13 protein-coding genes are annotated in these 14965 nt (G+C 61.7%); 5 read left to right on the forward strand and 8 right to left on the reverse strand.

The features are described from left to right. Nucleotides 1-47: 47 nt before the first annotated feature. A complete protein-coding gene (gene def, locus PZN02_RS03970; RefSeq protein ID WP_280661377.1) occupies nucleotides 48-572 on the reverse strand; it encodes a peptide deformylase in 525 nt (174 codons plus the stop codon). A gap of 149 nt (nucleotides 573-721) precedes the next feature. Between def and PZN02_RS03975 the strand changes: the two genes are divergently transcribed. From PZN02_RS03975 to PZN02_RS03985, 3 genes are all read left to right on the forward strand, one after another. Then, nucleotides 722-1915, forward strand: coding sequence for a DNA recombination protein RmuC (locus tag PZN02_RS03975; protein ID WP_280660320.1), 1194 nt, complete (start codon nucleotides 722-724; stop codon nucleotides 1913-1915). 51 nt (nucleotides 1916-1966) lie between these two features. Beyond that, nucleotides 1967-2866, forward strand: a complete 900-nt coding sequence (locus tag PZN02_RS03980; RefSeq protein WP_280660321.1) for a ribokinase — start codon at nucleotides 1967-1969, stop codon at nucleotides 2864-2866. 405 nt (nucleotides 2867-3271) lie between these two features. Then, a complete protein-coding gene (locus tag PZN02_RS03985) occupies nucleotides 3272-5662 on the forward strand; it encodes a methyl-accepting chemotaxis protein (RefSeq protein ID WP_280660322.1) in 2391 nt (796 codons plus the stop codon). 198 nt (nucleotides 5663-5860) lie between these two features. On the opposite strand, the gene PZN02_RS03990 is transcribed toward PZN02_RS03985, so the two are convergent. Then, nucleotides 5861-6805 (reverse strand): nucleoside hydrolase, encoded by a 945-nt coding sequence (locus tag PZN02_RS03990; RefSeq protein ID WP_280660323.1) that lies wholly within the window; start codon nucleotides 6803-6805, stop codon nucleotides 5861-5863. A gap of 263 nt (nucleotides 6806-7068) precedes the next feature. Here PZN02_RS03990 and PZN02_RS03995 point away from each other — a divergent pair, with 263 nt between their 5' ends. Further along, nucleotides 7069-7500: an Hsp20 family protein gene (locus PZN02_RS03995; protein WP_280660324.1), complete on the forward strand. Its 432-nt coding sequence runs from the start codon at nucleotides 7069-7071 to the stop codon at nucleotides 7498-7500. Nucleotides 7501-7547: 47 nt separating this feature from the next. Continuing rightward, nucleotides 7548-7805 (forward strand): BQ00720 family protein, encoded by a 258-nt coding sequence (locus PZN02_RS04000; protein ID WP_136506763.1) that lies wholly within the window; start codon nucleotides 7548-7550, stop codon nucleotides 7803-7805. 230 nt (nucleotides 7806-8035) lie between these two features. On the opposite strand, the gene trmB is transcribed toward PZN02_RS04000, so the two are convergent. From trmB to ybeY, 6 genes are all read right to left on the reverse strand, one after another. Beyond that, nucleotides 8036-8734 carry a tRNA (guanine(46)-N(7))-methyltransferase TrmB gene (trmB, locus tag PZN02_RS04005; RefSeq protein WP_280660325.1) on the reverse strand — a complete coding sequence of 233 codons (699 nt, stop codon included), beginning with the start codon at nucleotides 8732-8734 and terminating at the stop codon, nucleotides 8036-8038. A 252-nt stretch (nucleotides 8735-8986) separates the two neighbouring features. After that, nucleotides 8987-10270 carry a methionine adenosyltransferase gene (metK, locus tag PZN02_RS04010; protein WP_280660326.1) on the reverse strand — a complete coding sequence of 428 codons (1284 nt, stop codon included), beginning with the start codon at nucleotides 10268-10270 and terminating at the stop codon, nucleotides 8987-8989. Nucleotides 10271-10534: 264 nt separating this feature from the next. Beyond that, on the reverse strand, nucleotides 10535-10954 hold the full coding sequence (locus PZN02_RS04015; RefSeq protein WP_280660327.1) for a helix-turn-helix domain-containing protein: 420 nt from the start codon (nucleotides 10952-10954) through the stop codon (nucleotides 10535-10537). Between the two features lie 146 nt (nucleotides 10955-11100). After that, nucleotides 11101-12696 carry an apolipoprotein N-acyltransferase gene (lnt, locus tag PZN02_RS04020; RefSeq protein WP_280660328.1) on the reverse strand — a complete coding sequence of 532 codons (1596 nt, stop codon included), beginning with the start codon at nucleotides 12694-12696 and terminating at the stop codon, nucleotides 11101-11103. Between the two features lie 513 nt (nucleotides 12697-13209). Continuing rightward, on the reverse strand, nucleotides 13210-14358 hold the full coding sequence (locus PZN02_RS04025) for a hemolysin family protein (protein WP_280660329.1): 1149 nt from the start codon (nucleotides 14356-14358) through the stop codon (nucleotides 13210-13212). A gap of 12 nt (nucleotides 14359-14370) precedes the next feature. Next, complete coding sequence (gene ybeY, locus PZN02_RS04030) at nucleotides 14371-14877, reverse strand: rRNA maturation RNase YbeY (protein ID WP_280660330.1); 507 nt, start codon at nucleotides 14875-14877, stop codon at nucleotides 14371-14373. Between the last annotated feature and the right edge of the window lie 88 nt (nucleotides 14878-14965).

Genomic DNA, 14965 nt, shown 5'->3' on the forward strand with positions numbered 1-14965 from the left:
TTTTTATCCTTAAATCGGCCAGGATCTAAGGAAACATGCAGTGGATGTCAGATCGCCTTGGCGCCGCGGGTCTTGGCCGCCTTGGTGAACTTGCGGATCACCATGTCCCGCTTGAGCTTGGAGATATGGTCGATGAACAGAACGCCGTTCAGATGATCGATCTCGTGCTGCAGGCAGGTGGCAAGCAGGCCGTCCGCCTCGAGCGTCTGCTCCTTGCCGTGGCGGTCGACATATTCGACGGTGACGGCCGCTGGGCGCTCGACTTCGGCGTAGTAGTCCGGGATCGACAGGCAGCCTTCCTCGTAGACCGAGCGCTCATCGGAGGATCTGACGATTTTCGGGTTGATGAAGACGAGCGGCGTCTTCTCGTCGCCTTCCTTCGATACGTCGAGCACCAGCAGGCGCTTCGGTACGCCGATCTGTATTGCTGCAAGGCCAATGCCCGGCGCGTCGTACATGGTTTCCAACATGTCGTCGGCGAGGCGGCGGATGTCGTCGTCAACGGTATCCACCGGTTTGGACACCTGGCGCAGAACCGGATCGGGAAGGATGATTAGTGGCTTGATCGTCATGCTGATCCCATAGCCGATCTTTCCGCTTGCGCGCAAGAACATTGCCTCTCGTCAAGACCGCACACGCGGTACTTGCGGCTTGCCAAGCCGCCATATGTTTGTTCTTGTTTTGATCTGGTCTTCGGGCGCGAATCTGTTAGGCTGCCGCCATGGAGCCCATCGACTTTTCCTTCGACCAGCCCTTGTTGCAGCTCGGCGCCCTGCCCGTCACGGCCGGTCATCTCGCCACGGCTGCCGCGCTTCTCATGACGCTTGCGTGCCTGATGTTCGCGCGCCGGGCGAGCTCTGCCCGCATCGGAGAGCGAGACGAGCAGATGGCGACGCTTCTTGCCGCGCAGACGGAATTGCAGGGCCGCATCGCCGCGATGACGGATGTTTTCGGCACCCGCCAGGCGGAACTCAACCAGTCCATCAGCCAGCGCATCGACGGAATGACGCACCGGATCGGCGCCTCGATCAGCGAGCAGACGAAAGCGACCCATGAGAACCTTCGGCGCCTGCAGGAACGGCTTGCCGTGATCGACAACGCCCAGAACAACATTCAATCGCTGGCCAAGGACATGGCCGGGCTGCAGAACATTCTGGCAAACAAGCAGACGCGCGGGGCCTTCGGCCAGTCGCGCATGGAAGCGATCGTTGCCGACGGGTTGCCGATGGGCGCTTTCGCCTTCCAGGCAACACTTTCGAACGGCGCCCGTCCGGATTGCACGATCCGCATGCCGAACGGCCAGCCGCCGCTTGTCATCGACGCGAAGTTTCCGCTCGAAGGATGGAACGCAATGCGCGACGCGGCGACGGCCGAGCGGCGGCAGCAGGCGGCGCAGGCCTTCCGCCGCGACATGGAAGTGCATATCCGCGATATCGCCAGCAAGTATCTCTTGCCGGGAGAAACGCAGGAGACGGCCTTCCTCTTTGTTCCTTCCGAGTCGATCTTCGCCGAGATCCACGAACACTTCGAGGCGATCGTGCAGAAGGCGCATCGCCAGCGCATCGTCATCGTCTCGCCGTCACTGCTGCTTTTGTCGATCCAGGTGATCCAGGCGATCCTGAAGGATGCCCGCATGCGCGAGCAGGCGCACCTGATCCAGGGCGAAGTCGCGCGCCTGATGGACGACCTTTCACGGCTCGACGAACGTGTGCGCAAGCTCCAGGGTCATTTCGCCATGACGCAGAAGGATGTCGAGGACATCCTCATCTCGTCGGACAAGCTTACGAGGCGCGGCGCCAAGATCGAGGCGCTGGAACTCGCGGCCGAAGCCGTGCCCGGAGACGGCGAGCAAGGCGGACGGCCCCTCGACAACCGGATGGGGCAATTGAAGCTTCGGGTGGTTGACGAGGACTGACGCGGTCGGGCACTCTTCGCGAAAGTCAATAATCCGACGGGGCATCTCCACATGATCACTGTCCTTGGGTCCATCAACATGGACCTAATCGCCACGACCGCGCGCCTGCCGAAGCCTGGCGAAACCGTTGCCGGGACCGGCTTTTCCACCGCCGCCGGCGGCAAGGGTGCAAACCAGGCGCTGGCCGCCCGCCGCGCCGGTGCGTCGGTGCGCATGGCCGGCGCGGTCGGCTGGGACAGCTTCGCCGAAGGCGCGCTGGCGCTGTTGAAAGCGGCCGGCGCCGACCTTAGCCTCATCAAGACCGTCGATTCCCCCACCGGCACGGCGCATATCATCGTCGGCGGCGATGGCGAAAACGTCATCGTGGTCGTCGCCAGCGCCAACGCGACCATGAGCGAAAGCGACGCAACGGCGGCGCTCGATCAGATGTCGCCCGGCGATACGCTGATGCTACAGCTCGAAATTCCCGCCGCTTCGGTCGAGAAGGCGCTTGTGGAAGCCAAACGCCGCGGTATCCGCTCGATCATCAACATCGCCCCGCTGACGCCCGAAGCCGCCCGTCTCGGCCGGATGGCCGATATCGTGATTGCCAACGAAACCGAATTCGAACTCTTGGCCGGCAAGAGCGGCATCGACGGCGCCGAGCGCGAGGCGGCGATGAAGCGGCTCCACGACGAGACCGGCCGGACCGTGATCGTCACGCTTGGCGCCGACGGCGTGATCGCCATTCACGACGGTGCCGTTCATCGCGCCAAGGGCCTGACCATCGAACCCGTCGACACGGTCGGCGCCGGCGACACTTTCTGCGGCTATCTGGCCGCGGGCCTCGACGCTGGCCTCCCCTTCCCCGATGCGCTGCGGCAAGCGGCGGTCGCCGGATCGCTTGCATGCCTCAAGCCCGGTGCCCAACCGGCAATACCGCTGGCATCCGAGGTCGCGGCCCGTCTGTGAGACAACGCCTCCTTTCGCCTCCCATTTGCGCCCGCTTCGCAAACCCGACAGTTTACGTCGCGCCGATTAAACTCGGCGGGCAAAACTTGCGTGCCGCGACTATGATTTAGCCTCGGCGTTGGCTGGATCTTAAGATTTGATCCTCTATTCAGACGCATGAGAAGGTCGACCGCACCTACAGCGCCACGAGTCTAATCAGACGCGCAAAGGACGCTTTAGCACTTTGAAGTGCTGCATGTTTTATCCTTAAATCGGGTACGATTTAAGGAAACATGCAGTAAGGTTTGGCTGCCTCCTTCGTGCCGGTTGGCATCTGGCGCTCCATGACGGAGTTTCACCCCACAATTCGGAATGCGTCACGCCGTGGGCGGCAAACCCGCGGACCTCTCAGTATGTGAGGATTTCATGTTCAAGTTCCAAGCCAAATCACTGGCGACCAAACTGATCGCTGTGACAGGCGGTACGATCGCACTCGTGCTGCTCGCCTCGAATTTCGTTCTCATCTCCCAGACACAGGATCGCGTCGAGACGCTGGTCTTCGATGGAGCTCAGGCCGAAGCACGAGCCATCGCCTCCGACATTGCGGGAAGCGTCGGCGAACTCGCCGCCGCCGCGCGCACCATGTCGGGAGTGCTTGGCCGCGGTCACGCCGGAAAATCGACCGATCGCGTCGGCGCGATCAACCTCCTCAAGGCCAATCTCGAGCAGCACAGCTTTGCGTTCGGCAGTTGGTTCGCGGAAGAGCCGAAGGCATATGATGGGCGCCAGGAAGACGTGGTCAACAACAAGGAACTTGGCGGCAACGAGGAAGGCGTCTTCACGCCCTATTGGTCGAAGGACCGCAACGGCGAAGCGCAGTTCTCGACCTTCAAGGCGGACTATGCCGCCGAGTGGTACAGCCTGGCTGCCAAGAGCGGCAAGGGTGCAATCACCCAGCCCTACCTCGCCGAAGGGACCGACGTCCCCACCACGATGAGCTCGATCGCCTATCCGGTGATGTCCGACGGCAAGCTGATCGGCGTCTCCGGCGTCGACATTTCGCTCGCCTCGCTCGCCGATGACCTCGCAAAGCTCAAGCCTTTCGGCACGGGCCGGGTCTACCTTCTGTCACAGAGCGGCAAATGGCTCGTGTCGCCGATCCCCGATCTGTTGACGAAAGACTATGACGGCGAAGGCGCCGATATCGTCAAGGACGCCCTGTCGTCGGCGACGTCCGGCATGATCAAGAACCTCACTTATGACGGAAACGAGCCCTTCGATCGCGTCGTCTATCCCTTCAAGCTGCCCAACGTGAATGCCAACTGGGTCGTGCTCGTCGATGTGCCGCACACGGCAATCAACGCGCCGGTCCGCGATCAGACCTATATGATGATCCTCGGCGGTCTTGTCGTCCTCGGCGCCGTGCTCGCCGGCCTCTATTTCGCAGTTCGCGGCTTCGTGCAGAAACCGCTGGCAGGCCTTGTCAGCGACGTTCAGACGCTCAGCAACGGCGACTATACCCGGCCGATCGCCGGCCAGGATCGCTCGGACGAAACCGGTTCCGTTGCCAAGGCGCTGGAAGGCTTCCGCCATCAGCTCGCTGACACCAAGCGCCTCGAAGGAGAAGCCCGCCACCAGCGCGAGCAGGCGGAATTGCAACGCAGCCGCTCGGAAACCGAGCGCGCCGAGAGCGGTGCCCTGCAGCGCGATATCGTCGCCCGCCTCGGCAACGGCCTGTCGCATCTTGCATCCGGCGACCTCGCCTTCCGCATCACCGACGAATTCCCTGGTGAATACGCGCAGCTGAAGCGTGACTTCAACGCGACCATGGAGAGCCTCGAGGAGACCATCCGGACCGTCAATCACTCGGTCGTCAACATCGGCAGCGGTACCTCCGAGATCAGCAATGCCGCCAACGACCTGTCGCACCGGACGGAACAGCAGGCCGCGAGCCTCGAAGAAACCGCAGCCGCCCTCGACCAGCTCACCTCCCAGGTGAACGCCAGCGCCGAGAACGCCAAGGTCGCGGCAAAATCGGTCGAGGTGGCTAGCAGCGACGCCGGGCGGTCCGGCGAGGTCGTGCAGAAGGCAATCGCGGCCATGCGGGGTATCGAGCAATCCTCCCACGAAGTCAGCCGGATCATCGGCGTTATCGATGAGATCGCCTTCCAGACGAACCTGCTGGCGCTTAACGCAGGCGTCGAGGCTGCGCGCGCCGGTGACGCCGGCAAGGGTTTCGCGGTCGTCGCCCAGGAGGTCCGCGAGCTTGCACAGCGCTCGGCAAACGCTGCGAAGGAGATCAAGACGCTGATCAACACCTCCGCAGGCCAGGTCCGCGAGGGCGTAGACCTTGTTGGCAAGGCGGGCAGCGCGCTCGAGAAGATCGCCGAGCAGGTGGTGCAGATCAACAGCCTGATCCGCCAGATCTCAAGTTCCGCCTCGGAACAGGCGGTCGGCCTGAAGGAGATCAATTCCGCCGTCAACCAGATGGATCAGGTGACCCAGCAGAACGCGGCGATGGTCGAAGAAACGACGGCCGCCAGCATGGCGCTGAACGACGAAGCCGGCGCATTGAGCGCGCTGGTCTCCCGGTTCCGTGTCGCTCAGCAGGCGCCGGCGCAATCCTCGTCCGAGATGTTGCGCGGTGCAGCCGAGCGGATGCGCGCGGCGGAACGTCCCGCCTCTCCTCCGCCTGCCGCTAAAGACAGCCGGACCGCCACGGCACGCACCGGCAGCTATTCGACATCGACGCAGCGCGTCCTTGCCCAGACATCCGGTGCCAACGCGCTCGCCCACGACAATTGGGAAGAGTTCTGAGCCCACGATGGAAATGGACAACAAGACGGCGCCCGAGAGGCGCCGTCTTCGTATGAAGTAACGGGTTACCCGCGGAGGGGGCCGATAGATCATTTCCTTGTTTCATTGAAACCGTGAAATGATCTAACCCTTTGAGATGACGCAATTCCGGACGGAAAAACCGTTACACACTGTTCCTGGAATTGCTCTAACGGGAGGTCAGATACGCGCCAGGCGCTCCGTCAGGAGATCAAAAAAGCCCTCGTCGTCGATGTGGCGCATCACCTTGGCATTGTGCTCGCGGCCGGTGACCTGCCACCAGTCGACGACGGTCATGCCGGCCGTCAGGGCGGACGTCGTCTCGATCTCGACGTTGCAGTCGCGCCCGGTGAACAGTTCCGGGCGCAGCAGGTAGGCGATCACCGTCGGGTCATGCAGCGGCCCGCCGTCTGTGCCATATTTTTCGATGTCGAAGCGCTCGAAGAACTCCAGCATTTCGGCCATCGCGATCGCCGCGGGACTGCCGATCGCGCGAATCTTCTGGACGCGGGCCTTGTGGGTCAGGACGCGATGCGTGACGTCGAGCGGCATCATCACGATCGGGATGCCGGAGCGGAAAACGATTTCGGCGGCTTCCGGATCGACGTAAATATTGAATTCCGCCGCCGGCGTGATGTTGCCGCCCTCGAAAAACCCGCCGCCCATCATCACCAACTCGCGCACCCGCGGTGCGATCTCCGGCGCCTTCGTCAGGGCAAGCGCGATGTTGGTCAAGGGGCCGAGAGTGCAGAGCGTGACCGTGCCCGCGTCCTCGGCGAGGAGCGTCTCGATGATGAAATCGACGGCGGCCTGTTCCTGCAGCGGCATCGTCGGCTCCGCCAGCACCGGCCCGTCGAGCCCCGTCTTGCCATGGACATGCTCCGCCGTGACCAGCGGGCGCGCGACCGGCCGCTCCGCCCCCGCGAAGACCTTCACATCCGTTCTGTTGCAAAGCTCGCAAATGATGCGTGCGTTGCGGGCTGTCAGCGAAAGCGGAACGTTACCGGCGACAGTGGTGATGCCAAGGAGGTCGATCTCCTCCGGACTACCGAAGGCGAGCATGATGGCGGCTGCGTCGTCCTGCCCAGGATCGGTGTCGATGATAATCTTTCTCGCGTTTGACACTTTCTCGATCCTCCTGGGCCACGATGATAGCTGATCTCTTTGATCCGAGAACATGGCCAATTCTCTAAGATATCGAAGTAGGATTCAGACGGAAACCGCTTGGCACTTCCTCTTCCCGCTCTGATCTGGCGCAGCGAACTATGATTTGCGTGCGCAGCCGAGGCAAGCGGCTTGCACTCGTTGCTCACAGCTACCATATTGCGGCGTGGATGCTGCTTGGCAGGTCCGCAAAGATGGTCGCTTGAGCTGCAAGGACTTGGGAAATGAGCAGGATCACGCCCTTTACCAGCCCGCTACTGCTGGGCTTTGACACGATGGAAAAGACCCTTGAGCGCATCGCCAAGGGCAATGACGGATATCCACCCTATAATATCGAGCGCATTCGCGGCGACGCATCTTCGGATGCGCCGGAACGGCTGCGGATCACGCTCGCCGTCGCCGGCTTCTCCGAGGAGGACCTGGACGTCACGACGGAAGAAAACCAGCTGGTCATTCGCGGCCGCCAGGTCGATACGGGCGAGCGGGATTACCTGCACCGCGGCATTGCCGCCCGGCAGTTCCAGCGCACCTTTGTTCTCGCAGACGGCATGAAGGTCCTCGGGGCCGAGTTGCGCAACGGTCTTCTCTCAGTCGACCTCGTGCGGCCCGAACCGGTCCGTATGGTAAAGAAAATTAACATTTCCGTCCCAGAGTAGGATAACCGGCGGGATTCTCCCCTGTCCGGCGACCACGGAGTGTCACCATGGGACTGAAAGCCATCAACACATCGCTGTCGAAGAACGACCTTGCGCATCTCGGCGAGGGCGAAGTCGGCTATATCCGCAAGATGCGTTCGGAGGAGGTCTCCCGCTGTTTCCCGGAAGCTCCCGAGATGGGACCCGGAATCGACCTGTGGGCCCTGTTCGGCGCCGACGGCACACCGATCCTTTTGACCGACAATCGGTCCAGCACCTTCTTCAAGGCAGCCGAGGACGATCTTCGTACCGTCAGCCTGCATTGAGCGGCTGGCGAATATTCTCTTTGTCCAGGCCTACGAGCGCTATCATCGACGCGGCGTGAGTCGCCCTTATCCGGCCTGCCGGCCACCTTCTCCCCGCCAGCGGGGAGAAGGTGACTCGCGGAGCCGCCTCAGCCCCCTCCCGGCGAGCGGGAGTGGGCCACTGCATGTTCCTTAAGTCGTAGCCGGACGTGCAAAGAACGCTGTAGCGTGAAGGACAAAATCCAAGGGTCCTAAACGCGCCGGAAGGTGAGATAGGCGGAGCTCCGCCCTTCCCGGCGCGCCTTGGCCTCGTAGCGCGTGCTCGGCCAACCCGTGAAAGGCGTAAGCCAGTCGGCTGATTTTTCCGCCGTCCACTCGAAGGCCGCGTGATCGCGGCAGTGAAGCAGCGTCCAATTGACATAGGTGTCGATGTCCGAGGCGAAGCAGAAGAGGCCGCCGGGCTTCAGGATGCGCGCAAACCGATCCAGGTTGACCTTGGAAACGAAGCGCCGCTTCCAGTGCTTCCGCTTCGGCCAGGGATCGGGATAGAGCAGGTCGATCTGGTCGACGGAAGCCTCCGGCAGCCAGTCCAGCACCTGCGTCGCGTCGTCGTCATAGAGCCGGATATTGGCGATCTCTCGCGCCTCGATCTGTCCGAGCAACTTCGCCATCGAGTTGACGAAGGGCTCGACGCCGATGAAGCCGGTTGCGGGATCCTCCGCGGCGCGGTGAACGAGATGCTCCCCGCCACCAAACCCGATTTCCAGGCGAATGCGCTTCACCGGCTGCGGGAAGAGCGTCGTCAGGTCAGCTGGCGCCGGCTCAGCGAGATCGAGCCGGAGCGCGGGCAGCAGATGCGCAAGATGGCCAGCCTGGCGCTCGCGCAAGGGCTTGCCCTTGCGGCGGCCAAAGAAGGCCTCCGTGGCTCTGGCGCGGCGCGGTTCGGTCATCACGATCTTCCTTCAAACAGCAAAGCGGACACTCCACCGGGAGCATCCGCTCTTGATCCCGCAATGTGGTGCGCCTGAATAGCAGCGCACCGGACCATTGCAATATTTTTCAACGCCCGTGGCTTCGCTACTGCATGGTTCCGTAAATCCTAGCCGATTTAAGGATAAAACATGCAGCAACTCAAAGTGCTACAGCGTCCTTTGCGTGTCTGAAAAGACGCGAGGCGCTGTGGAAGCAAGTCAACAGCAGCGTCAGGCAGCGCGGCCGGATGCTCTCGGTTCGGAGTAGGCAGCCGCGTCAAGCTCGATCGCTTCCTTCAGCGGCTTGACGAGATCGAGCTTCTCCCAGGAGAATGAACCATCGCGGCCGGCCTTGCGGCCGAAATGGCCGTAAGCGGCGGTCTTGGCATAGATCGGCTTGTTGAGGTCGAGGTGGCGACGGATGCCCGACGGCGAGAGATCCATCGTCTTGCGGATGGCATTTTCGACTTGGTCTTCCGTGACCTTGCCGGTGCCGTGCAGATCCACATAGATCGACAGCGGCTGGGCAACGCCGATCGCATAGGAAAGCTGGATCGTGCAGCGGTCGGAAAGGCCGGCGGCGACGACATTCTTCGCCAGATAGCGCGCGGCGTAAGCCGCCGAGCGGTCGACCTTGGTCGTGTCTTTGCCCGAGAATGCGCCGCCGCCATGCGGGGCTGCGCCACCATAGGTGTCGACGATGATTTTGCGACCGGTCAAGCCGGCGTCGCCGTCGGGTCCGCCGATGACGAACTTGCCGGTCGGGTTGATGTACCAGGAGCAATCGTCGGAGATCTTCAGATCGGCGAGTGCTTCGCGGATATAGGGTTCGACGACGGAGCGGACCTTGGCGGAGTCCCAGCTCTCATCGAGATGCTGCGTCGAAAGCACGATCGAGGTGACTTCGGCCGGCTTGCCATCGACATAGCGCACGGTCACCTGGCTCTTGGCGTCAGGTCCGAGCTTGGCAACTTCGCCTTCGCCCTTCTTGCGGGCGGCCGCAAGCGTCTGCAGGATACGGTGCGAGTAGTAAAGCGGCGCCGGCATCAATTCGGCCGTCTCGCGGCAGGCATAGCCGAACATGATGCCCTGGTCGCCGGCACCTTCCTCGCCCTGCTTGTCGGAAGCGTTGTCGACGCCTTGCGCGATGTGAGCCGACTGGAAGTGCAAGAGCACGTCGATCTTCGCCGTCTTCCAGTGGAAACCGTCCTGCTCATAGCCGATGTCGCGGATCGCCTTGCGGGCGGCGGACTTGAACTTCGACGGATTGATGACTTCGTTGCCGTTCTTGTCCTTCTTCAGGAGGCTCGGAGGCAGGCGGACTTCGCCGGCGATCACGACGCGGTTCGTCGTTGCCAGTGTCTCACAGGCAATGCGCACACCCCAGGGATCAACGCCCGTCTTCGCCGCTTCGCGGTAGACCAGATCGACGATCTCGTCGGAAATACGGTCACACACTTTGTCCGGATGACCTTCGGCTACGGATTCACTCGTGAACAGGTAGTTTGCGCGCATGCGGGAAGTCCCCTCAATGAAAGAAGCGGTGCGAACGTGTTAGTGGTTTTGCCGTCGAAAAACAAGCGAACAACGACATAAATATATCTTTATATCGATATTGCCACCTGAACGGTCCACCTGCACGTTTCCTTAAATCGTACGCGATTTGAGAGTGCGGCAGCGTCCTTTGCGTGTCCGATAAAGTGGAGCGGCTGAAGGGAAAGCGCGCAAAAAAAGCGGCACTCGGGCCGCTTTGTTTTTGTGGTCAGTGAACTACCCCGATTATTCGGCTTCAGCCTCGGCGGCCAATGCCTTTACCAGATCCACCAGCTTCCGGCGCACCTTAGGGTCGGAAATCTTGACGAAGGCGCGGTTGAGCTGAAGTCCTTCGGAGGACGACAGGAAATCAACCACGTAGTTGGAACTTGAGGTCTCAGCCATGCCGGATACGCCGCCGGCGCCTTCCCCAGGAGCATCCTCGAAGAAGAACGATACCGGGACGTTGAGAATTGAAGAAATGTTCTGCAACCGGCTCGCGCCGACGCGGTTCGTTCCCTTCTCGTATTTCTGGATCTGCTGGAAGGTGATCCCCAGGGCTTCGCCGAGCTTTTCCTGGCTCATGCCGAGCATCGTCCGGCGGAGGCGAATCCTGCTCCCGACATGGATGTCGATCGGGTTCGGCTTCTTCTTGTTTTCAATCATGTCCGCGTTCCTAAACACGCTGTTTCGGGTGCCCGCAACCTGGCATCGCGCAGATCGCTCCGTCGCAACCTTACCGGCAACCAAGAGCCCCACCCGCGGGTGAAGGTTGAGGGATTCGGCCACTATGCAATTTTAGGGGTTTTAGGTCAATTCTTCCTAATATTGAAACCAACGCGCGAAAATGCTGCAACCAAAAAGAGTATTCCGGCTGTCAACCAGAAGATTCGACCGCGCGTCGCGGTATTGGTTACGTTAAGCATTTTTCCCGGCAGAATTGTGTCTGTAACCCCCTTGTAATTGTATCCCAATCCTACCACTAAAACACCACGTGCATCAACAATTGCTGATATACCGTTGTTGGCTGCCCGGATCATCGGCGTTCCGGTCTCGACTGCGCGCAACTGCGCCTGGTGAAAATGCTGGCGCGGACCGGGAGTGTCGCCGAACCAGGCGTCGTTCGTGATGTTGAGCAGGAAATCGGCCAAAGGGCCGTTGCCATCGATCTCGTCGGGGAAGATCGCTTCATAGCAGATAAGCGGATAGGCCGTCTTGCCGCCCGGCAGGGTAAGAAGCGCACGGCTCTGGGCAGGCGAAAAGCCGCCGGGCATCGAGGCCGCGATAGCGCTTAGCCCCCAGGAGGCAAGAACGTCTTCGAACGGCAGATATTCGCCGAAGGGGACAAGGTGAACCTTGTCTGCCGCACCGACGATCTGGCCGCGATCGTCGATAACATAGATCGAGTTGTAATAGCGCCGCGGCAGGCCGGCCCCGGCATCTTCGACGCGCACGGCACCGGCAATGAGGACCTGCCCGTCCTCCAAGACCTCTGCGATGCGGGCCAGCGCGTCCGGGTTGTCGGTGAGTATGAATGGGATCGACGTTTCCGGCCAAACAATGATGTCCGGACGTTTTCCGCCGTCCATCGCCGGTGCGGTCGTGAGAACGAGATGCTCCTCGAAGACCGATGAGCGTTCGCGGTCATCGAGCTTTTTCGCCTGGTCGACCACCGGCTGAACCAGGCGCACCGTCAACTCAGGCGCCAGCGGTTGAGGCGCCGGCTGGGCAAGACGATAGAAGCCGAAAGCCAGATGCGCGGCAAAGAGCGCGACGGCAATTGCGAGGCCCGCACGCGCGCCCTTGCCGGTGGCTATGAGAGCAGGTGCCGCAAACACGAAGACCGCGAGCATGTTGATCGTTGCAAGGTTCACGACGCTCGCCGACTGCATCATCAGAGGCATCGGCATCAAGGCATAGCCGATGGCATTCCAGGGAAAGCCCGTGAACAGAAACCCGCGGAGCCATTCCGCGACGCCGAAGCCGAATGCAAGGGCTGCGATCCTGCCCAGGCCGTCAGACCAGAGACAACGCGCCAGCGCGACTGCAAGGGCGTAAAAAAGCGCGAGAGCGGCGGGCAGGCCGACGACGGCGAGCGGCAGCGCCCAGGCAAAAAGATCCGCCTCGATCAGCAAGGCGTTGCCAAGCCACCAGAGGCCGCCAAGGAAGTAGCCGAAGCCGAAGCTCCAGCCGATCGACAAGGCCGGCCAAAGCCTTGCGAGCCGGCCTTTTTCAGGATCACCCGGCGCGCCATCGATCAGCCAGACGAGGACAGGAAACGAGACGAAAGCGGCCGCGAAGATGCCGAGGGGCGGCTGGGTGAGAACTGTCAAGAGCCCCGCGAGGAAGGCGATAAATACCCGCGACACCCCGGAGAGGAGCATAATCCTGCCTGCCAGCCTTGCCATACAGCCTCCAATAGACGCGGGATCACCGCTCGACCCCTGCGCAGGAAAAACGACCGAATCATTCCGCGGCAGTGTTCCAAAAAAGCGGCTGCTTGTCCCGATCGCATACGTTGCACGCCATGGCATCGCGCAAGGAATCGGAAGAGGTTCTTGGGCTATCCCAGATCGTTTCACCGGTTTCGCCGATACGGTGAAACGATCCCAGAGCCCTTCAGGGTTAAATGGAAGCAGTTCTGCCGGAGCAGGTTTTCGTCAGGGCAGAGGCGATTGGCGAAGGGGCGTACCCGGATGTACGTCCGAGCCGATCGCCTCTGCGCCTGGCGGAAAGATGCCCGGCCCTTCGGGTTGGCTGAAACGGGCCGCCTGATCGACCGGCCGGCTTGGACGTATGCGTTGGCTACGCCGCGCGCCGGCCGGTCGACCATCCGACTCCGTTTGAGCCAACAGAACTGTTTCCATTTGACCCTGAAGGGCTCTCACTGCTTGAAATAGGGAAGGCGGCCGCCGGTACGGCTATTGTTCGGATGTCGGCGGTGATCCGGCGCCGACCTCGGCGTCGCGACCGGCGGGCGCCTCCCGCTCCGTCTTCAACACGCGGCGACGGGCCAGCGGGCGCTTGCGCATGATGCGCACCCGTTTGACGCGCCGTGGGTCGGCATCAAGGATCTGAAACTCAAAACCGGGGATGGCCTGGACCACCTCGCCGCGAACCGGAATGCGTCCGAGCGAAGCGAAAACCAGCCCGCCGAGCGTGTCGACATCCTCGAGCTGCTCGCGCACGTCGAAATCCGGGCCAATCGCTTCGGCGATCTCCTCGAGTTCGACACGGGCATCGGCGACGAAGACGTCATCGGAACTGCGCGCGAACATGACCTCTTCATCATCATGCTCGTCCTCGATATCGCCGACGACCATCTCGACGATGTCCTCCAGCGACACCAGACCGTCCGTGCCGCCGTATTCATCGATGACGAGGGCCATCTGGATGCGCGCCGCCTGCATCCGCTGCATCAGGTCCGAGGCCAGCATGGACGGCGGCACGAACAGGAGCTGGCGAACGATGCCGGCCTCTTCCACCGTCTTGCCGAGATCGACGCGCGAAAGGTCGAAACCCGCCCGTTGCTGGCGCGGCATCTTTTCCACCACGGCCGGGGCCGTGGGCTGTGCCTTGCCGTTGCGGCGCCGGTTGCGCGCCTGCTTGGTGACATAGGCGAGCAGATCGCGGATATGCACCATGCCGCGTGGGTCATCCAGGCCCTCGTTGTAGACCGGCATGCGCGAGCGTCCCGACTCCTCGAAAATGACCATGAGCTCGCCGATCGTGATGCTCTGGTCCACGGCCTCGATATCGGCGCGCGGCACCATCACGTCCTCGACGCGAACCTCTCGGAAACGCAGGATGTTGTTGAGCATTGCCCGCTCTTCGGGCGAGAACGCGGCGTTGCTATCCGCGTCCGTCAGCAGAGCGTCGGCAAGATCTTCGCGCAGGCTCGACGGACTTGCCCCGCGCAAAAGGCGCGCGGCACGGCTCCAGAAGGAGGTTGTGGATTTGCTGCTCTCCTGTCGGGGAGCGGCGGTACTACTACTGCCCGCCTCGGCCTCTCCGGAAGCTTCCGCTTCCTCGGCTGCAACGGCAGCCGGCTGTGTGTTGGTGTCGCTCATCGTTCCAAACTATCAATCCGGGGATCGGTCCCCGTATGGATCAGATAGGCCAAGACGCGCCAAAATGCGAGTCTCAAGGCCTTCCATTCTTTCCGCCTCGTCGTCTTCCAGATGATCATACCCGAAAAGATGGAGGAATCCATGTACGAGAAGATGCGTCAGGTGCGCGTCAAACGGCTTTTCCATCTCGGTCGCCTCGCGCTTCAGCGTTTCATAGGCAACGACGATATCGCCGAGCATCGGTCCCGGCATCTTGCCGGGGGTCACGGGAAAGGCGGGGAAAGACAGCACATTGGTCGGCTTGTCCTGGCTTCGCCATTCCGCGTTGATCGCTCGCATCGAAGCATCATCAGTGAAGACCAGAGAAACTTCCGGCGCCTCCGGCGGAAAAGGCTGTTTTTCCTCGCGCGCGAGGAAGTCGGCCGTCGCCTCGAGAATACGCGCCGAGAAGGATTGCAGCTCATCTTCCGATGGCCAATCGCCCTCTTCGACGCTGATCTGAATGTCCAAAGCCGTCATGGTCGCAACGAAACGCCGTTAGATCACGATGATTTTGGGTCGATTCGACCGAAAATCATAAACCTGATCGATTCCAACAAAATAGAGC

Source organism: Sinorhizobium garamanticum (assembly GCF_029892065.1).
In the GTDB taxonomy this organism is placed as follows: Bacteria; Pseudomonadota; Alphaproteobacteria; order Rhizobiales; family Rhizobiaceae; genus Sinorhizobium; species Sinorhizobium garamanticum.